The sequence below is a fragment of the Brevundimonas sp. genome, assembly GCF_027484365.1.
GTDB lineage: Bacteria > Pseudomonadota > Alphaproteobacteria > Caulobacterales > Caulobacteraceae > Brevundimonas.
The window spans coordinates 147,412-164,910 of the sequence record NZ_JAIXTC010000019.1 but is presented as its reverse complement, the minus strand read 5'-3'; the positions used below and the strand labels follow the sequence as shown (position 1 = coordinate 164,910).

17 protein-coding genes are annotated in these 17,499 nt (G+C 69.5%); 15 read left to right on the top strand and 2 right to left on the bottom strand.

Annotation, left to right across the window (positions count from 1 at the left end):
• Positions 1–138: 138 nt before the first annotated feature.
• From Q0044_RS10225 to Q0044_RS10170, 12 genes are all read left to right on the top strand, one after another.
• On the top strand, positions 139–789 hold the full coding sequence (locus Q0044_RS10225) for a cation efflux transmembrane domain-containing protein (RefSeq protein WP_298161975.1): 651 nt from the start codon (positions 139–141) through the stop codon (positions 787–789).
• Complete coding sequence (locus Q0044_RS10220) at positions 786–1,469, top strand: class I SAM-dependent methyltransferase (protein WP_298161974.1); 684 nt, start codon at positions 786–788, stop codon at positions 1,467–1,469. The genes Q0044_RS10225 and Q0044_RS10220 overlap by 4 nt, the downstream gene beginning before the upstream one ends.
• 68 nt (positions 1,470–1,537) lie before the next feature.
• A complete protein-coding gene (locus Q0044_RS10215; RefSeq protein ID WP_298161972.1) occupies positions 1,538–1,858 on the top strand; it encodes a hypothetical protein in 321 nt (106 codons plus the stop codon).
• A 55-nt stretch (positions 1,859–1,913) separates the two neighbouring features.
• Positions 1,914–3,173: a TolC family protein gene (locus Q0044_RS10210; protein WP_298161971.1), complete on the top strand. Its 1,260-nt coding sequence runs from the start codon at positions 1,914–1,916 to the stop codon at positions 3,171–3,173.
• Positions 3,170–4,330, top strand: a complete 1,161-nt coding sequence (locus tag Q0044_RS10205) for an efflux RND transporter periplasmic adaptor subunit (RefSeq protein WP_298161970.1) — start codon at positions 3,170–3,172, stop codon at positions 4,328–4,330. Before Q0044_RS10210 ends, Q0044_RS10205 begins: the two co-directional genes overlap by 4 nt.
• A 3-nt stretch (positions 4,331–4,333) precedes the next feature.
• The gene (locus tag Q0044_RS10200; protein WP_298161967.1) at positions 4,334–7,579 is read left to right on the top strand and encodes an efflux RND transporter permease subunit; all 3,246 of its coding nucleotides are present in this window, start codon (positions 4,334–4,336) and stop codon (positions 7,577–7,579) included.
• A gap of 53 nt (positions 7,580–7,632) precedes the next feature.
• Complete coding sequence (locus Q0044_RS10195) at positions 7,633–7,968, top strand: putative PII-like signaling protein (RefSeq protein WP_298161966.1); 336 nt, start codon at positions 7,633–7,635, stop codon at positions 7,966–7,968.
• Between the two features lie 13 nt (positions 7,969–7,981).
• Positions 7,982–8,575, top strand: a complete 594-nt coding sequence (locus Q0044_RS10190) for a cation efflux transmembrane domain-containing protein (protein WP_298161964.1) — start codon at positions 7,982–7,984, stop codon at positions 8,573–8,575.
• Positions 8,575–10,659, top strand: coding sequence for a heavy metal translocating P-type ATPase (locus Q0044_RS10185; protein WP_298161963.1), 2,085 nt, complete (start codon positions 8,575–8,577; stop codon positions 10,657–10,659). Before Q0044_RS10190 ends, Q0044_RS10185 begins: the two co-directional genes overlap by 1 nt.
• Entirely contained in the window at positions 10,656–11,099 is a 444-nt protein-coding gene (gene copM, locus Q0044_RS10180; protein WP_298161962.1) for a CopM family metallochaperone, read from the top strand. The genes Q0044_RS10185 and copM overlap by 4 nt, the downstream gene beginning before the upstream one ends.
• 4 nt (positions 11,100–11,103) lie before the next feature.
• Positions 11,104–11,523, top strand: a complete 420-nt coding sequence (locus Q0044_RS10175) for a hypothetical protein (protein WP_298161960.1) — start codon at positions 11,104–11,106, stop codon at positions 11,521–11,523.
• 67 nt (positions 11,524–11,590) lie between these two features.
• Positions 11,591–12,757 carry an acyltransferase family protein gene (locus tag Q0044_RS10170; protein WP_298161958.1) on the top strand — a complete coding sequence of 389 codons (1,167 nt, stop codon included), beginning with the start codon at positions 11,591–11,593 and terminating at the stop codon, positions 12,755–12,757.
• On the opposite strand, the gene Q0044_RS10165 is transcribed toward Q0044_RS10170, so the two are convergent.
• Entirely contained in the window at positions 12,722–13,186 is a 465-nt protein-coding gene (locus Q0044_RS10165) for a DUF411 domain-containing protein (RefSeq protein ID WP_298161957.1), read from the bottom strand. The genes Q0044_RS10170 and Q0044_RS10165 overlap by 36 nt on opposite strands.
• 33 nt (positions 13,187–13,219) lie before the next feature.
• A complete protein-coding gene (locus Q0044_RS10160) occupies positions 13,220–13,459 on the bottom strand; it encodes an ammonium transporter family protein (RefSeq protein WP_298161956.1) in 240 nt (79 codons plus the stop codon).
• A 367-nt stretch (positions 13,460–13,826) separates the two neighbouring features.
• Here Q0044_RS10160 and Q0044_RS10155 point away from each other — a divergent pair, with 367 nt between their 5' ends.
• The 3 genes from Q0044_RS10155 (at position 13,827) to Q0044_RS10145 (ending at position 17,482) form a co-directional block, all read left to right on the top strand.
• Positions 13,827–15,851, top strand: a complete 2,025-nt coding sequence (locus Q0044_RS10155; RefSeq protein ID WP_298161955.1) for a ParB/RepB/Spo0J family partition protein — start codon at positions 13,827–13,829, stop codon at positions 15,849–15,851.
• A gap of 318 nt (positions 15,852–16,169) precedes the next feature.
• Complete coding sequence (locus Q0044_RS10150) at positions 16,170–16,679, top strand: helix-turn-helix domain-containing protein (RefSeq protein WP_298161954.1); 510 nt, start codon at positions 16,170–16,172, stop codon at positions 16,677–16,679.
• The gene (locus Q0044_RS10145) at positions 16,679–17,482 is read left to right on the top strand and encodes a hypothetical protein (protein ID WP_298161952.1); all 804 of its coding nucleotides are present in this window, start codon (positions 16,679–16,681) and stop codon (positions 17,480–17,482) included. The genes Q0044_RS10150 and Q0044_RS10145 overlap by 1 nt, the downstream gene beginning before the upstream one ends.
• Positions 17,483–17,499: the final 17 nt, after the last annotated feature.

The window sequence follows — 17,499 nt, the reverse complement described above, 5'->3', positions numbered from 1 at the left end:
CCCTCTTGTGCGCCCTCTAGCCACTAGAGGATCAAGGCCCTTTTTCGGCCCGGTCGGCCCGCGCCAGCGGTTGCGCATTTTTGCACTTGATCCTCGAGCGGCTGGAGCATGCATCCTGACGATGACAGGTGGAGCTCAATGACCGAACATCCCTCATCCTCCGAACCGGCCGCCTCCAGCTGCGGCTGCGGCGCGACCGTCAAATTCGACGGCGCCACCCCGGCATACCGCCGTATCCTGATGGCGGTGATCGCCATCAACGGCCTTGCCTTCGTGGCCATCGCCGGCGGCGCCGCTTTGCAGGGTTCGGCGTCACTGGGCGCCAACGCCCTGGACTTCCTCGCCGACGCCGCCACCTACGGCATCAGCCTGGCCGTGATCGACCGCTCGGTCGCCGTGCGGTCCGGAGCCGCCGTGGTCAAGGGCGCGAGCCTCGCGGCTCTGGCGCTGTTCATTCTGGGCTATGCGATCTGGCGCACCACCTCCGGGGCGGCGCCGGAGGGGTTCGTCATCACCGGACTGGGCGGCCTGGGCTTCTTCGCCAACGCCCTGGCCGCGCTCCTGCTGGTCCGCCATCGCGAGGGCGACGCCAATGTCCGCTCGGTCTGGCTCTGCACGCGCAACGACCTGATCCAGAGCCTGGTGGTCGCGGCGACGGGGGTGGCCGTCTGGCTGACCGCCTCCCGCTGGCCCGATCTCATCGCTGGCGCGATCCTGGCGGTGGTGTTCCTCCAGTCGGCCTGGTCGATCCTCAAACAGTCCCGGGAAGAACTGAAGGCCGCGGCGTGACGGCGAGCTTCACCCCCGCGCTCGGTCATGCCGCCCTCAGCGGCTTCTATGATCCCGCCATCGCCCTGCTGACGCGCGAACGCGTGTGGCGGGCGCGGTTGCTCGACCAGGTCGCGCCGAAGCCGGGCGAGACGATCATCGACCTCGGCTGCGGAACCGGCTCGTTCGCCGTGAGCCTGGCGCAGCGGGCGCCGGGGGCGCGCATCATCGGCGTCGATCCCGATGGCGACATCCTGAGGCGCGCCGGGGCCAAGGCGGACGCCGCCGGCCAGGACATCCGTTTCGTCAAGGGTTTCGCCCGCGACGTCGCCACGATCCTCGGCGACGGCGTCGCGGACAAGGTCGTGTCCAGCCTGGTCTTTCATCAACTGCCGATGGAGGAAAAGCGCCGGGGACTTGCGGCCGCCTTGCGGGCGCTCAAGCCGGGCGGAACGCTGCACATCGCCGACTACGGCCGCCAGGCGGGCGTCATGCGGCTGCTGTTCCGGATCGTCCAATCGCTGGACGGCTATGAGAACACCCAGCCGAACGCGGACGGTGTTCTGCCTCGGCTGATCGCCGAAGCGGGGTTCGCCAATGTTCGAGAGTGTGAAACGCTGGCCACGCTGACCGGGTCGATCTCCTTCTATCGGGCGGAGCGATCCCTCCCGGAAGCCGCGCCGCCGACGGTGCGACGATGACGCGATTGAAGCGGCGACGGATCATGGTAATGGACCGCATGGGATTCCCTACGATCAGGCATGGACTGATGACGGCGCTGCTCGCGGCGTTCCTGTCGCTGTTCGTCCTGGTCTCCGCCGTCGATGCGGCGACCTGCGGTCCCGAAGGGGCCACGTCCTCCGCCGCCAGCCTGATCGCCGACATCCCCGGCGATGACAGCGATGGGGGCGGACCCGACAGCCACGCCATCTGCGCTCACGGCCATTGTCACCACAGCGGCATCGCTGTGCCGCAAGCCTCCGAAGCGCCAATCGTGACCCATGCCGGTGCGGACCTGAACGCTCTGCCGCTGGCGGACGGCTTGCCGTCCCGCATGCCCACAGGTCCGCACCGCCCTCCCAGAGGCTGACGGGACTGCGCGCGAACGCGCGCCCTCCACGTCAACCATCCGGGAAACAGGACCTATGCCATCCCCTAATCGCCGTCTGCCGCACCCCGCGGCCGGCGGAGCCGCGATCACCCTCGCGGCGATCCTGGCCATGCTGGCCCCAGGGTCAGCCTTCGCCGAACCCGTCACCCTGGCCGAGGCGTTGTCTCGCGCCGCGGCCTCCTCGCCAACCCTGGCCGCCGCCGAGGCCGATGTCGCCGCCGCCGTCGGCCGCGCCCAACAGGCCGGGTTCCGGCCCAATCCCGAACTCGGCCTCGAGGTCGAGAATTTCGCCGGCACGGGCGCCTTCTCCGGCGTGGACGACGCGGAAAGCACCCTGAGCGTCGGCCAGCGGTTTGAGCTCGGCGGCAAGCGGCCCGCCCGCGAGCGCGCCGCCCAGGCCGAGGTGGACGCCGCCCGGCTGCGCCTCGCCGTCGCCCGTGCGGACTTGGAACAACAGGTGCGGGACGCCTACGCCGAGGCCTATGCGGACAGCCGCCGGGTCGAACTGGCCCGCGACCAGTTCCTGCGCGCCGACAACCTGCAGACCATCGCCACCGAACTGGTGGACGCCGGCCGAGAGCCGCCGTTGCGGGCCCTGCGCGCGCGGACGGCCGCCCTGGAAGCGGTCGGACGGGTTCGGGCCGCGGAAGCCGAATACGCCGAAGCCCAGCGGGCGCTCGCCGCCCTGTGGGGCGGCGGCGAAGACCTGCCCGAACCGACCGCGCCCGAGACCCCGTCAGCGCCGGGCGCCGTCATCGACCCGGCCAGCGCGCTCGACGTGCGTCTGGCCGAGGCCGAGGTCGCGACCTCGATCGCCGTGGTCGAGCGGGAACGCACCCTGTCGCGTCCGGATGTGACCGTCAGCGTCGGCGCCCGTCAGTTCCGCGGAACGGACGACACCGCCCTCGTGTTCGGCGCGTCCATGCCCATCGGTCTGTTCGACCGCAACCAGGGCAATATCGCCGCCGCCAATGCCGAGCGGACCGGGGCCGAGGCCCGCCGCAATGCCGCCCTCGCCGGCGCCATCCGGCGGACGCGGGACGCCCAGGCCGCCCTTCGGACGGCCGAGGCGCAACTGGCCTTCCTCGAAACCCAGGCCGAACCCGAAGCGATCGAGGCCGTGCGCATCGCACGCGAAGGCTTCTCGGCCGGCCGCTTCACCCTGCTGGACGTGCTCGACGCCGAAGAGGCGCTCAACACCGTCCAGGCCGACATGATCACCGCCGAGCTGGAGCGCGCGCAAGCCGTCGCCGCCCTGACCCGCGCCACCGAAACCGAAGGATCCGCCCGATGAAGAGATTGACCAACCAGCAACGCCTGCTCGGCGGCGCGGCGGCGGCCGTGATCGTCCTGGGCGGCGGGTTCGCCGTCTGGAGCATGACCCGTGGTCCGGAAGCGCCGGCAGAAGCCGCTGCGGAAGCCGAAGAGGAACACGGCGCCGGCGAGGCCCTGGAGATGGACGCCGCCCGCATTCAGGCGGCCGGCATCGTCGTGGCGCCGGTGGGCAGCGGATCGCTGAGCGCCGAGATCGTCGCCCAGGGCACCGTCGTCGGAACGCCTCAGGGCGAGGCCGTCCTCGCGGCCCGCGCTGACGGCGTGATCACACGAGTCTCGCTCCGCCTCGGCGACAGCGTTCGCGCCGGCCAGACCGTCGCGCTCATTGAAAGCCGCGAAGCCTCCTCGATCGCCGCTGAGCGGGCGACGGCCCAGGCCCGGCTGACCGCCGCCCGGCAGGCGCTCGCCCGCGAGCAACGGCTGTTCGACGCGAAGATCACCGCGAGGCAGGATCTCGAGGCGGCCCAGACCGTCCTGGCCGAGGCCGAGGCGGAATCCCGGCGGACGTCGTCCGCCGCCGCCGCCGCCCGCGTCTCCGGCGACGGTCGCAGCACGGGCGTGGTCAGCCCGATCAATGGACGGGTGACGGAATCGAACGCGACGCTCGGCGCCTTCGTGACGGCCGGGACCGAACTGTTCCACGTCGCCAACGCCAGTCAGATCGAGGTGCAGGCCTCGGTCTCCGCTGACGACGCGGGCCGGATCGCCCCCGGCGACCGGGCGACCATCACCCTGCCGGAAGGCGAGGTCCAGGCGACGGTGCGCTCGATCACCCCGGGCGTGGACGCGGAAAGCCGCGCCGCCACCGTGCTTCTCAACGTCTCGGGCGTGGGCGGCTTGCGGCCCGGCCAGGCGATCGCGGTGCGGATCTACACCCGCGACGCCGGGACGAGCGAGGGCGTCTCGGTGCCCGAGGAAGCCATCCAGACCGTCGAAGGCCGCGAAGTGGTGTTCCTCAGGACCGCCGCCGGCTTCACCGCCGCGCCGGTCATCGTCGGCCAGCGCAGCGCCGGCCGGGCCCAGATCACCTCCGGCCTGACCGCGGGCCAGACCGTCGCCACCCGCAACGCCTTCCTGCTGAAGGCCGCGCTCGGCGCCGGCGAAGTGGAGCACTAGCCCATGATCGCCAACCTCATGGCCCTGTCGGTGCGAGCGCGATGGATGATCATCGCCCTCGTGCTGATGGTTTCCACCTACGGCGCCTGGCAACTGACACAGCTGCCCATCGACGCCGTGCCGGACATCACCAACAACCAGGTTCAGATCAATACCCAGGACGCCTCGCTCTCGCCCGTCGAGATCGAGAAGCGTGTCACCTTCCCGGTCGAGACGGCCATGGCCGGCATTCCCGGCCTTCAGGAAACGCGGTCGCTGTCGCGTAACGGCTTCTCGCAGGTCACGGTGATCTTCGAGGAGAACGTCGACCTCTATTTCGCGCGCCAGCAGGTCAGCGAACGCCTCGTTCAGGCCCAGGAAAGCCTGCCCGAGGGCGTCCAGCCCCAGATCGGGCCCGTCACAACGGGCCTGGGCGAAGTGTTCATGTACGCCATCGACTTCACCAACCCGGGCGGGCGGGGCGCGACCGTACGCAACGGCCAGCCGGGCTGGCAGTCGGACGGGTCCTTCCTGACCCCTGAAGGCGATCGACTGACCGACGACATCTCCCGCGCGGCCTATCTCCGGACCGTGCAGGACTGGATCATCGCGCCGCAGCTGCGGTCGGTGAACGGCGTCGCTGGCGTCGACACCATCGGCGGCTTCGAGAAACAATATGTCGTCGAGCCCGACCCGACGCGGCTGGCCCAGTACGGCGTCTCGTTCAGCGAACTGGCCGAGGGTCTGGAGTCGGCCAACCTCTCGGTCGGCGCCAACTTCGTCGAGCGCGGCGGCGAGGCCTATCTGGTGCGGGCTGACGCCCGCATTCGCAGCCTCAGCCAGATCGAAGAAGCGATCGTCGCCACGCGCGGCGGCGTCCCGGTCGCCGTTCGCGACGTCGCTGCCGTTCGCCTCGGCGGCGACCTCCGCACCGGCGGGGCGACGATGAACGGCCACGAGGTCGTCATCGGCACCACCCTGATGCTGATCGGCGAGAACAGCCGCACGGTCGCCCGTTCGGTCGGCGAACAGCTGGAGACGACCATCCGGTCGCTGCCGCCGGGCATCAAGGTCACGCCGGTCCTCGACCGGTCCAAGCTGGTCAACGCCACCATCTCGACGGTCCAGCGCAACCTGATCGAGGGCGCCATCCTGGTCGCCATCGCCCTGTTCCTGCTGCTGGGCAACGTCCGCGCCGCCCTGATCGCGGTGGCGATCATCCCGATCTCCTTCTTCATGACCGCCATCGGCATGAATTTCATGGGAGTGTCGGGCAATCTGATGAGCCTGGGGGCGCTCGATTTCGGCCTTATCGTCGACGGCTCGGTGATCATCATCGAAAACTGTCTGAGGCGCCTGTCCGAACGCCAACACCACGAAGGCCGTCTACTCACCCTGCGCGAGCGGCTGGAGGAGACCACCATCGCCACCCAGGAGATGATCAAGCCGACCGTCTACGGTCAGGCCATCATCCTGCTGGTCTTCGCACCGCTGCTGACCTTCCAGGGCGTCGAGGGCAAGACCTTCTCGCCCATGGCCATCACCCTGATGCTGGCCCTGGTCGCGGCCTTCATCCTGTCCATCACCTTCATCCCGGCGATGGTCGCCCTGGTGATGCGCAACAAGGTCTCCGAGAAGGACGTGTTCGTCATCCGCTGGATCAAGGCGAAATACGAGCCGGTGCTGCGTCAGGCCGTGGCCCGGCCCTGGCCTTTCGTGGGAGGCGGTCTGGCCCTATTCGCCGTGGCCGGGATCGTCTTCTCCATGCTCGGCCAGGAATTCATTCCCACCCTGGACGAACGCAACCTCGCCATGGCCTCCCAACGGGTGCCGTCCACGGCGGTGGAGCAGTCCATCCGCATGCAACGCGGCGTCGAGCGGGCGATCGTCGCCCTGCCCGAGGTCGAGGTCATGTTCTCCAAGACCGGCACCGCCGAGGTCGCCACCGATCCCATGCCGCCAAACATCTCCGACGGGTTCATCATTCTCAAGCCACAGGACCAGTGGCCGGAAGGGGTGAACACCAAGGAGGACGTGATCGAGCGGGTCGAGGCCGCGGCCAACGCCCAGGTCGGTCAGGGCTATGAACTCAGCCAGCCGATCGAGCTGCGGTTCAACGAACTGATCGCCGGCGTGCGCGGCGACGTGGCCATCAAGCTCTATGGCGACGACCTCGACAAGCTGACGGCCACGGCCAACCAGATCGCGGCCCAACTCAACGCCACTCCGGGCGCGGCCGACGTCAAGGTCGAACAGACCGACGGCGCGCCGTCGCTGGACGTCACCTTCGACCGGGCCGCGATCGCGCGCTTCGGTCTGACCGTGGAAGAGGTCGCCGATACGGTGGCCGCCGCCATGGGCGGGCGCGAGGCCGGGCAGCTGTTCGAGGGCGACCGCCGCTTCGACGTGGTGGTGCGCGTGCCCAACGCCAGCCGCCACGACCTTGATGCGCTCGGGGCCATCCCGGTGATGCTGCCGGAAGCGGAGGGCCGCACCCGGGCCTCCGTGCCCTTGCGTCAGGTGGCCTCGTTCCGCTTCGCCGAGGGGCTGAACCAGATCAGCCGCGAGAACGGCAAGCGCCGCGTCGTCGTCCAGGCCAACGTCCGCGGTCGCGACGTCGGGTCGTTCGTCAGGGAGGCCATGCCCAAGGTGGAGACGGTCGCCCTGCCGGCCGGCTCCTGGATCGAGTGGGGCGGCCAGTTCCAGAACCTCAAGGCGGCCTCGGACCGTCTGTCGTTGGTGGTGCCGATCTGCTTCCTGGCCATCTTCGCGGTGCTCTTCCTCGCCGTGGGGACGTTCGGGCGGGCGGTGGCGGTCTTCCTCACCGTGCCATTGGGATTGGCGGGCGGGGTCTTCGCCCTGGCCCTCACCGGCATCTCCTTCTCGGTGTCGGCGGCGGTGGGCTTCATCTGCCTGGCCGGGGTCGCGGTGCTGAACGGCCTGGTGGTCATGTCGTCGATCCGGCAGCGGCTTGATGACGGGATGGAGCTCTCCCGCTCCATCATCGAGGGCTGCATGGAGCGGGTCCGCCCGGTCATCATGACGGGTCTCGTCCCGGCCATCGGCTTCGTGCCCATGGCCCTGGCCCACGGCACCGGCGCCGAGGTGCAGAAGCCCCTGGCCATGGTCGTCATCGGCGGCCTGGTCACGGCGACCCTGCTGACGCTGCTCGTCCTGCCGGCCATGAGCCGGCTGGTCCTCGGTTTGACCGAGGGGCGGCGTCCCAAACCCACCGACGCGCCAGCCGCAGAGCCGGTCCCGGCGGAATAGTCCCGATCCCCGCCGTCGCATCGGCGGCGGGGATTCCCCTTCAGGAGGCGACCATGCCCGACCCCATCAAACTGATGCGCATCTACACCGACGAGGCCGCCTATTTCGGCGACCGCAAGGTCTTCGAAATCGTGGCCGAGCGGGCCCGGTCCGCCGGCCTGGCCGGCGCGACCGTGCTGCAGGCGCTCGTCGGCTTCGGCCACACCCCTCACCTGCATCGCCGCCATGTGCTGAACGACGACCAGTCCCTGATCGTGGAACTGCTCGATCACGACTCCAAGCTTCGGGCGTTCCTGAAGACGCTGGCCGATCTCGAACACCTTGGCCCGGTCACCCTGGAGGCGGTCGAGGTCCTGCGCTGGCCGGACACGGCAAGCGCGCCGGCATGAGCGGAGCGATGATGTGAGCAGCCCAGCGGCCGAACGCGATCAACGACGCATCCTCCTGTGGGTGCTGGTGCTCAACGCGGCTCTGTTCGTCGGGCTCGGCCTGGCGGGCTGGCTGGCCGATTCGAGCGCCTTGCTGGCCAATGCGCTCGACAACGCCTCGGACAGCGTCGTCTATCTGATCAGCTTCCTGGCCGTGGGCCGCTCCGAAGCCTGGAAGTCCCGCGCCGCCGGCGCGTCGGGCGTCCTTCTCCTGATCTTCGCCGCCGGGGTTATCGCCGACGTCGTGCGGCGGTGGCTGACCGGGGCCGAGCCGCTCGGGCCGACCATGATGGTCATGGCCGTGGTCGCCGCCGGCGTGAACCTGTGGTGCCTGCTGCTGCTAAAACGGATCAAGGTCGACGACGTGAACATGCGGGCGGCCGAGACCTTCAGCTTCAACGACTTCATTTCCAACGGCGGCATCCTGGTCGCGGGCGGCCTCGTCCTCTGGCTCGGCCGGTCGTGGCCGGACCTGGTGGTCGGCGCCCTCGTCGCGCTGATCGCCGCCAAGGGCGGCCTCGAGATCCTGGAAGACGCCCGAAAATCCCGAGAAGAGGGAACACGCTGATGGCCGGTCACAGTCACGCCGAGGGCGACAAAGACGACCATGCGAGCGAAAAGGCGGGGGCCGACCCGCACGCGCATGGCGGCGTGTTCGGGTCGAACACCGAGGTGATTTTTGCCCTGGCGAGCGGCGCGGCCCTGGCCCTGGGCTTCGGTCTCGAAAAGCTCGCGCCCGGCGTCCCGGTCTGGCTGTCTCTGTCCCTCTATGTGATCGCCTATGGCTTCGGCGGCTTCTTCACGGTCCGCGAGGCTTTCGAGAACCTCCGCAACAGGCGTTTCGAGATCGACACGCTGATGCTCGTGGCCGCCGCCGGGGCGGCAGCTCTGGGCGCATGGGCGGAGGGCGCGCTGCTCCTCTTCCTGTTCAGCATCGGCCACGCCCTTGAGAACTACGCCATGGGCCGCGCCAAACGGGCGATCGAAGCCCTGGCCGACCTCGCGCCCCGTACAGCGCATGTTCGGCGCGGCGACCAGGTCGTGGAAGTTCCGGTCGAGGAGGTCGCCGTTGGCGACACGGTGGTCGTGCGTCCTAACGAACGACTGCCGGCCGACGGGTTCGTTCTGGTCGGCGCGACAAGCATCAATCAGGCCCCGGTCACCGGCGAGAGCATGCCGGTCGACAAGCAGCCGGTTCCCGACGCCGCTGCAGCCCGCGCCCGGCCGGCGCAGATCGGCTCCGCCTCCATCGTCTTCGCGGGCACCATCAACGGGGCCGGCGCGATCGAGATCGAGACCACGCGTAAATCCACGGACACGACCCTGGCCAAGGTTGTCCGCATGGTCAGCGAGGCCGAGACCCAGAAGTCTCCCACGCAGCGGTTCACAGACCGCTTCGAACGGATTTTCGTGCCCGTGGTCCTCGGCCTGGCCTTCGTCCTGCTCTTCGCCTGGGTCGTGGTCGACGAGCCGTTCCGCGACAGCTTCTACCGGGCCATGGCGGTCCTGGTGGCGGCCAGCCCCTGCGCCCTCGCCATCGCCACGCCCAGCGCCGTTCTCTCGGGCGTCGCGCGCGCGGCGCGGGCCGGCGTCCTGATCAAGGGCGGCGCGCCCCTGGAGAACCTCGGCTCGCTCAACGCCATCGCCTTCGACAAGACCGGCACCCTGACGGAAGGACGCCCTCGCATCACCGACATCGTTCCCGTGGGGGGCGCCAAGGAAGTCGACCTCCTGACGACCGCCGTCGCCGTCGAGCGGCTGAGCGACCACCCTCTGGCGGAGGCGATCGCGCGCGACGGGCTGGAGCGCCTCAAGGGCGCGGCCATCGCCGCGGCCTCGGAGTTGAAAAGCCTGACCGGGAAGGGCGTCACCGCCCGCTTCGAAGGCGCGCCGGTCTGGATCGGCAAGCCGGAGATGTTCGGCGTCGACGGGGTCGGCCCGCTCAGCGATGAGGCAGAGGCGGCCGTCACGCGGCTGCGGCTGGAGGGCCGCACCCTGATGGTCGTGCGCCGGGGCGAGCGCGATCTCGGCGTGATCGGCCTTCTGGACACGCCGCGGCCTGCGGCTCGCGCGGCGCTGGACGCCCTGCGCGGGCTGGGCGTGTCGCGGATGATCATGATCTCGGGAGACCATCAGAAGGCGGCTCAGGCCATCGCCGGCCAGGTCGGTCTGACCGAGGCCTGGGGCGATCTCATGCCCGAGGACAAGGTCGACGCCATCAAGCGGCTTCGGGCCGAGGGCAAGATCGCAATGGTCGGGGACGGTGTGAACGACGCCCCCGCCATGGCCACGGCGACTGTGGGCATCGCCATGGGCGCGGCAGGCTCTGACGTCGCTCTGGAGACGGCCGATGTCGCCCTGATGTCCGACGATCTGTCGCAGCTGCCGTTCGCGGTCGGGCTGAGCCGCCGAACCCGCGGCATCATCCTCCAGAACCTGGTCGTCAGCCTCGGGGTGGTCGCCTTCCTTGTGCCCGCCACCATCTTCGGACTCGGCATCGGACCGGCCGTGGCGATGCACGAGGGCTCGACCCTTCTGGTCGTGTTCAACGCCCTCCGGCTCCTCGGCTACCGCGATCTGACTTCTAAGGCTGGCCCATCGACGGGCTCGGCCGCCACGGCGGCTCTGGACGCGAAAGGGCCAACGTCATGAAGCGCATCGGCTGGGTCGCCGTCATCGCCGTGTTCCTCGCGCTGTCGGCCTTCGCCTACGGCATGCTGTCGGCGCGTCCACGGCCCGCAGCGGACGGGACGCCCCCCTCATCGACCGGGGATGTCGGTGCTCATCAGACCGAGGGAGCTATGCCGGGGGATCCGCCCTCCACGCTGGCCTATCGCGAAGCGAATGACCGGATGCACCGGGAGATGGCCATCGCCTATACGGGCGACGCCGACGTGGACTTCCTTCGGGGCATGATCGCGCATCACGAGGGCGCCATCGCCATGGCGAAGATCGCCGTCGAGCACGGCGAGGCCGCGGACGTCCAAAGCCTCGCCCGCGAGATCATCGCCGCCCAGGAGGCCGAGATCATCCGGATGAGGATCCTGCTGGCGCGTCACGAGGACGCCCCGCCCCGTGGCGTCAGGCCCTGACGCCGTGGCCGGCAAACGTTTCACCGTCCGAAGTCGCGACATCCGCTGGAAGGAGGGCCGCGTCAAGATCAGGCGGTCGCGGCCGAAGCCCGCGCCCACGCCGATCCTGGCTCTCGATCTGGTCGTCGCCGGGGTCGCAGGCCTCCTTGCGGCCGGCGTCGTCTTCTGCCTCGCCTTCATCCTGTCCGGGTCTCACGGCGTTCCGGTGTATCTGGGCTATGCCGTGATCCTGGGGGGCGTCGGCGTCGCCTGTCTGACTCTGGGGCCTCAGGACCGCGGAGGACGGATGATCGCCGGCGCGATCGGCGTGCTCTGGTTGATCGGATCGGCCGGCCTGTTCGCCGCCCAAGCCGACATCTTTATACCCCCTCATCGGCATGCGACCGTCGCCCAGCCGGTCGTAGTGGACAAGGCGGAGGACTGAGAGTCCGTCGGCCCACGGTGGACGGGGCGCTAACCTTTCCTTGGCCGCTCTGGGACTAGGGTCCGGCATGTCTCGCGCCGCCGACGAGCCGATGAACCCGACCCCGCCGCGCATCGCCCGCGGCGGCGGGCTGGACGCGCTCCGCTTCATCGTCGGCGCGCTGATCATCCTATACCATTTCCGCGAGGCCTCGCCGGTCCCGCTGCCGCAGCTGCATCCGGTGTTCGACCGCGGCTATCTGCTCACCGACTTCTTCATCATCGACTCCGGCTATGTCCTGGCCCGCATCTATGGAGACCGCCTGGCGTCCGGACAGGCGTCGCTGCGCGCCTATGCGCGCCAGCGCCTGCTGCGGGTCATTCCGGCCCACCTCGTCGTCAGCCTGATTCTCGTGGCGATCGTCGGCGGCGCCGCCTTGGCGGGGATCGCGCCCAGCAATCCACGCTGGTTCGACTGGTCGCAGCTGCCGGCCCAGGTGCTGCTGGTCCAGGCCTATGGCGTGCCGGGCGGGCAGGGGTGGAACGCCCCGACCTGGACCCTCTCGGCCCTGATCGGCTGCTACCTGCTCCTGCCGTGGATCTGCCGCGCCCTGTGGCGGTGGCCGCCGGCCCTGGTGTTGATCGGCGCGACGGTCCTGGTCGTGGTCGCCGATCTCGCCGCCTCGCTCTGGCTCGGCGATCCGATCTACCGCCTGCCGATGCGCTACGGCATCCTGCGCGCCCTGCCGCTGTTCCTGCTGGGCGTCGCGGCGGCCTTCTACGGCGCGCGTGTCTATGTCGCGCCCCGCATGGCCGGGATGATTGGGGCCGGCGCCGCCGTCGCCCTCGTGCTCCTTCAGACCTTCGGCGCCTTCAGCCTGCTGTCCCTGGGCCTGATGACGGCGATCATCTGGGCCGCCGGGGCCGTGCCGGTGCGCCGGCCCTCGCGCCTGATCGAACATCTGGCCCTGATGTCGTTCTCGATGTTCCTGACCAATGAGGTCACCCGCATCGTCTGGTTCGGCCTGCTCGACGCGATGGGTCAGGACGCCCTGTCGTCGGGCGCGCGCTGGGCGCTGTGGTCCGTCGGCTTCGCCGGCGCCTTCGCGGCGGCGGCCGTGTTCCGCTACGGGTTCGACCGTCCGGTCCAGACCTGGCTCAATCCGCCTCGCTCCCGCCGGACGGCTGGAGATCAGGCGGCGGTTCCGCCATCCTCTGCGTCAGGCGCCGTTGTGACGGCCGAACACGCGGGTTGAGCCGTCGTTGAGGATCAGGACGGTCGTAAAGGGCTCGCGCCCGGCGGCCTCCATGCCCGGCGAGCCCGCCGGCATGCCGGGCGCGCTCAAGGCCCTGGCGGCGGGACGCTCGCTGAGTAGCCGGTCGACGTCGCCGGCCGGGACATGGCCCTCGATGGCGTAGGCGCCGACGACCGCCGTATGGCAGGAAGCCAGCCGGTCCGGGATTCCGTGCTGGGCCCGGATCGGGGCCAGGTCCTCGCGCTCGACCACCTCGACGGTCCAGCCGGCTTGGCGCATGTGGGCGATCCAGCCGCCGCAGCAACCGCACCAGGGCGTCTTGTAGGCGGTCATGCGTTTCGGGGGCGCGGCGAGGGCCGGGCCGGCCAGGGCGCTGAGGGTCAGTCCCGCGAGAAGCGAGCGGCGAGGCAGGTTCAAGACCGTGGTCATGGCGAGGCGATCCAAAGGGCTTTCCGCAGGGTGTCAGCCGGGCGTGTGGCCCGTGTGCGGAGCGTCGCCTTGCGGTGCTTGCGGGGCTGGTGCGGGCGCGGGCGCAGGCGCGGGTTCCGGGGCCTGATCGTCGGCCTTAATCTCATCACAGCATTCCATGGCGGCGCCGGGCGCCATGTCCTTGCAACAGGCGCAGGCTTCCGCCGCGACGACGGCGCCGGCGCTGAGCGCCAGCAGGGCGGCGGCGGCCGCAGCGACGGTGGTCAATCTCATCTTCGTTCTCCCGGAAGGATGACGTCTTGATCGGCCCGTCAGGCGGGCCCGTCAACGGCCCCTGACGCCGCAGGACGACAGACGAGCCCGAAGCAAAGGCGCGCAGCGGCGCATCGCACGGCCGAGCGCTAAGGGCTCCGCCCTCGCGCGGGACAGGGTTCGCGGCTGCGCCGCCGGACCGGCCGGTCTCCCCGACCTTCCGCGCCGGCAATGATGGTCATGGATGTCTGGGCGACGAGGCTTGTGCAGGTCGGGCGATCCCCCTCCGGCCGGTCCGCCCTGGCCCTTGCTACCCCGGTCTCGCCGACGGGCAGGGTTTCAGGCGCGCAGTTCGCGTGCCTGCAACCCAAGCCCAAAGGAGGCAGACATGACCACCCAATCCATCCAAGCCGTCGCGACCCCGGCCAAGGTCGGGCAGGCCGATGCGCCGCAGCACGGCGCCGAGATCATCGTGCCGTTGAACCGGCTCAAGGCCTCGCCGAAGAATGCGAGGAAGACCCCGCACAGTCCGGCGACCATCGAGGCCTTCGCGGCCTCGATCAAGGTCAAGGGGGTGTTGCAGCCGCCCGTGGTCGAGATCGAGCGGGACGGGGAGGGCGCCCCGACCGGGAACTACCTCGTCACCATCGGCGAAGGGCGCCGTCAGGGGCTTCGGCTGCTGGCCAAGCGCAAGGCGATCAAGCGGACCCATCCGGTGCGGTGCCTCGTGGACGCGGAGAACGACGCCCATGAAATCAGCCTCGACGAGAACATCACTCGCGAAGCCATGCACCCCGCCGACCAGTTCGAGGCCTTCCAGCGGCTCGCCTTGGAGAAGGGCTATGGACCAGAAGAGATCGGCGCCCGGTTCGGGGTCTCGGCTCAGGTGGTGCGTCAACGGCTTCGGCTGGGGGCGGCGGCGCCCGGGCTGATGGCGGCCTATCGGGAGGGAGCGCTGGCGCTCGAACAGTTGATGGCCTTCTGTGTCAGCGCTGATCAGGACCGTCAGCGGCAGGTGTTCGAGCAGATCGGGCCCCACACCCCGGCCTACGCCATCCGGCGCGCCATGACCGAGGCCAAGGTGCGGGTCGATGACCGGCGCGTCCGCTTCGTCGGCGTCGAGGCCTACGCCGAGGCGGGCGGCGACGTGCTTCGGGACCTGTTCACCGAGGATGGCGGCGGCTGGCTGGAGGACGTGGTCCTGCTGGACCGGCTGGTCGGCGAGAAGCTGGCCGGGCTGGCCGACGAAGCGCGCGAGCGCGAGGGTTGGAAATGGGCCGAGACCAGTCTCGACTATCCCGACGTCTCGGCGTTCGGACGGGTCTATCCGGTGGCGGTCGAACGGTCGGAGGCGGACGCCGCCGAGATCGTGGCCCTGTCCGAGGAATACGACGGCATCGTCTCCGAGGCGGGGGTGGAGGGGCTGTCGCCGGAGGCGGATGCGCGGCTGGAGGAGATCGACAAGGCCTTGCAGGCCTTCGGTCCGGACTTCGCCTACGCCGACGAGGCCAGGGCGCGGGCGGGGGTGGTGGTGACGCTGGGTCACGACGGCCTCGCCCGGTTCGAGCGCGGACTGGTCCGCGTCGAGGACGTGCCCGCCGATCCGCCGTCGCCGTGGCAGGAGGACGAGGCGGCGGACGAGGGTGCGGGCAACCGGCCGGGCTCCGAGGTGGAGGCCGCCGAGGACGAGGCGCCCTCGGCCTTGTCGGATCGTCTGCTGATCGACCTGACCGCCCACAAGACCATGGGGCTGCGCGACGCGGTGCAGGCCGATGTGAATGCGGCGCTGGTGACGGTGGTCCACGCGCTCGCCCTGCAGGTCTTCTATCCGACCTATGGCGTCTGGACGCCGTTGCAGCTTCGGCTGACGACCACCGGATTGGAGCGGCTGGCGCCGGGGGTGGACGACGGCCCCGCCGGTCGCCGGGTCCGCGACCGGTGCGAGGCGTGGGGGGCGCGCCTGCCCGAGCGCCCGGAAGACCTCTGGGGCGTGGTTGCGGCGTTGCCGCCGTCCGAGCAACTGGACCTGATGGCCTGCTGCGCCGGGGTCGGCCTCTACGCCGTGCGCGATCCGCACGACCGGCGGCCCGGCGCCTTGGCGCAGGCCGAGACGCTGGCGACGGCGGTCGGGCTCGACATGGCCGGGACGTGGACGGCGACGGCGGCCAGCTTCTTCGCCCGCGTGTCCAAGGCGCGGGTGCTGGAGGCGGTGACAGAGGCCGTGAATCCGGAGGAGGCGGGGCGGATCGCCGGGTTCAAGAAAGGCGACATGGCCGAGGCGGCGGAGCGGCTGGTGGACGGCAAGGGCTGGTTGCCGTCTGTGCTGCGAACGGTGTCGGATGCAGCGGAGCCGGGGGATGAGGGCGCGGACGATCCGCGTGACGACGACGCCTATTCGTTCGCCGCTGAATAGCGTCCTCGATACGAAAACTCGCCGCGCGCCCTTTGGGGGCGCGCGGTCTTTTTTCGTTCTGAGAACGCACAAACTCTACTGTAAAGCTTGAGCCCCGGGTCAATCTGACTTGGGGTCCCGGAGTCATGGGCGTCGTTCGACCCGGATGCTGGGCAACGGGTCCTGATTCCTGGGTCATCGGTGGGGAGGGCGGGGAGACGAATGTGTCTCGGCCCCCGAGACGCAGATGACCCAGCAAAAACCCGCCCGAGTGCTGGAATTCCTCGAGGATCGGTCGCATCTTTGTATCATAGGCACGCTGCCTAACGGGAAAGTACAATGAGTGACGACGAGGAAGAGGCCAAGGTCATCCGCTTGGCCGACAGGCGGGCGAAGCCCGAAAGCGATAAGGTTCTGCGGCAGAAGTGGAAGTCCAGCCTCGACGGCGGTTTCACGGTCGTGCCGTCCGTACTGCTGCAAACCCTCCCGGGTCTGGGCATCCGTGCATCGGAACTGGCGGTACTGGTCTGCCTGATCGATTTCTGGTGGAAGCCTGACGATATGCCCTGGCCGTCCAAGGCCAAGCTTGCCGGCCTGCTGGGCGTCTCTGAAAAGACCATCCAGCGCGCACTGCGCCGATTGGAGTCGCGCGGTTTGATCATGTCCGAAGCGCGTCACAGGGCGCACGGAGGCCAGACCTCGAACCGCTATGATTTGACCCCGCTGGTGGCGCGTCTCGAAGCCGTGACCAAGGATCTGAAGGACGCCGCGGCAACGGCGGCCAAGGCTCGTAGCTTGGCCGTTCACAAGAGCGCGCCCAAGCGGCGTCCGACCGGGAAGGCCGACTGATGACTACGACGCCAACTCGCCGGAAAGCCGCCCGCGAAGACATGGGGCGGGCCATGCAATCGCGATCGCATGCCTATGTGCTGCATTATGCCTGTGAGGGCTTTGAGTCGCCGGACCGGCGGATCACCGCTATCGCGGCACGCAACCTCGGGACGGGCGCGACGCAAAGCTTCGAAATCGAGACGAGCTTGCGCCGTGCGGGCCTCGATCCGGCGACGGCTACGGCCCAGGACCTTGATCGTGCGGAGAAGGCTGTCCTCGACGCGTTCTACGACTTCGTGGCTCACAAACTGAACGGCACCTACTGGCTGCACTGGAACATGCGAAACGCCACGTTCGGGTTTCCGGCGCTGGAAAACCGTCATCGTCTGCTGGGTGGGCAGCCGCTGTCCGTTCCGGATGCCCAGCGGCTCGATCTCGCCGCCCGCATGATCGATCTTTACGGCGACGGCTACGCCGACATCGAGAACAGGCTGCGTTCCTTGGCGGCCCGAAATGGGCTGGCCATGAAGCATCTGATCGACGGCGCGGATCAGGCCGCCGCCCTGCGGCGTCGAGACTTCGCAACTGTGGATCGATCCCTGCTGAACAAGGTCGACCTGATGTATGCGATCGCCACCAAGGCCAACGAAGGCACCCTGAAGACCCACGCGGGCATGTTCGATGGCTTGGGAGGCATCGGCGGGGCCGTGGCTTGGATCAGGGAGCATCCGGCGATAGCAGCTTGCGCCGCGGTTGCGCCGGTCTTCGGCGCCATCGTCGGGGCTGCTAAGCTGTGGGGTTTGCTGACCGGGGTTGCCTAAGTGGGGCCAACCCAGAT

Bases quoted from the DNA above. Each gene is read 5' to 3' on its own strand.
- Q0044_RS10205 (WP_298161970.1), top strand. From the start codon at position 3,170: ATGAAGAGATTGACCAACCAGCAACGCCTGCTCGGCGGCGCGGCGGCG.
- Q0044_RS10160 (WP_298161956.1), bottom strand. From the start codon at position 13,459: ATGAGATTGACCACCGTCGCTGCGGCCGCCGCCGCCCTGCTGGCGCTC.
- Q0044_RS10215 (WP_298161972.1), top strand. From the start codon at position 1,538: ATGACGGCGCTGCTCGCGGCGTTCCTGTCGCTGTTCGTCCTGGTCTCC.
- Q0044_RS10210 (WP_298161971.1), top strand. From the start codon at position 1,914: ATGCCATCCCCTAATCGCCGTCTGCCGCACCCCGCGGCCGGCGGAGCC.
- Q0044_RS10165 (WP_298161957.1), bottom strand. From the start codon at position 13,186: ATGACCACGGTCTTGAACCTGCCTCGCCGCTCGCTTCTCGCGGGACTG.
- copM (WP_298161962.1), top strand. From the start codon at position 10,656: ATGAAGCGCATCGGCTGGGTCGCCGTCATCGCCGTGTTCCTCGCGCTG.
- Q0044_RS10200 (WP_298161967.1), top strand. From the start codon at position 4,334: ATGATCGCCAACCTCATGGCCCTGTCGGTGCGAGCGCGATGGATGATC.
- Q0044_RS10150 (WP_298161954.1), top strand. From the start codon at position 16,170: ATGAGTGACGACGAGGAAGAGGCCAAGGTCATCCGCTTGGCCGACAGG.
- Q0044_RS10225 (WP_298161975.1), top strand. From the start codon at position 139: ATGACCGAACATCCCTCATCCTCCGAACCGGCCGCCTCCAGCTGCGGC.
- Q0044_RS10155 (WP_298161955.1), top strand. From the start codon at position 13,827: ATGACCACCCAATCCATCCAAGCCGTCGCGACCCCGGCCAAGGTCGGG.
- Q0044_RS10145 (WP_298161952.1), top strand. From the start codon at position 16,679: ATGACTACGACGCCAACTCGCCGGAAAGCCGCCCGCGAAGACATGGGG.
- Q0044_RS10195 (WP_298161966.1), top strand. From the start codon at position 7,633: ATGCCCGACCCCATCAAACTGATGCGCATCTACACCGACGAGGCCGCC.
- Q0044_RS10185 (WP_298161963.1), top strand. From the start codon at position 8,575: ATGGCCGGTCACAGTCACGCCGAGGGCGACAAAGACGACCATGCGAGC.
- Q0044_RS10170 (WP_298161958.1), top strand. From the start codon at position 11,591: ATGTCTCGCGCCGCCGACGAGCCGATGAACCCGACCCCGCCGCGCATC.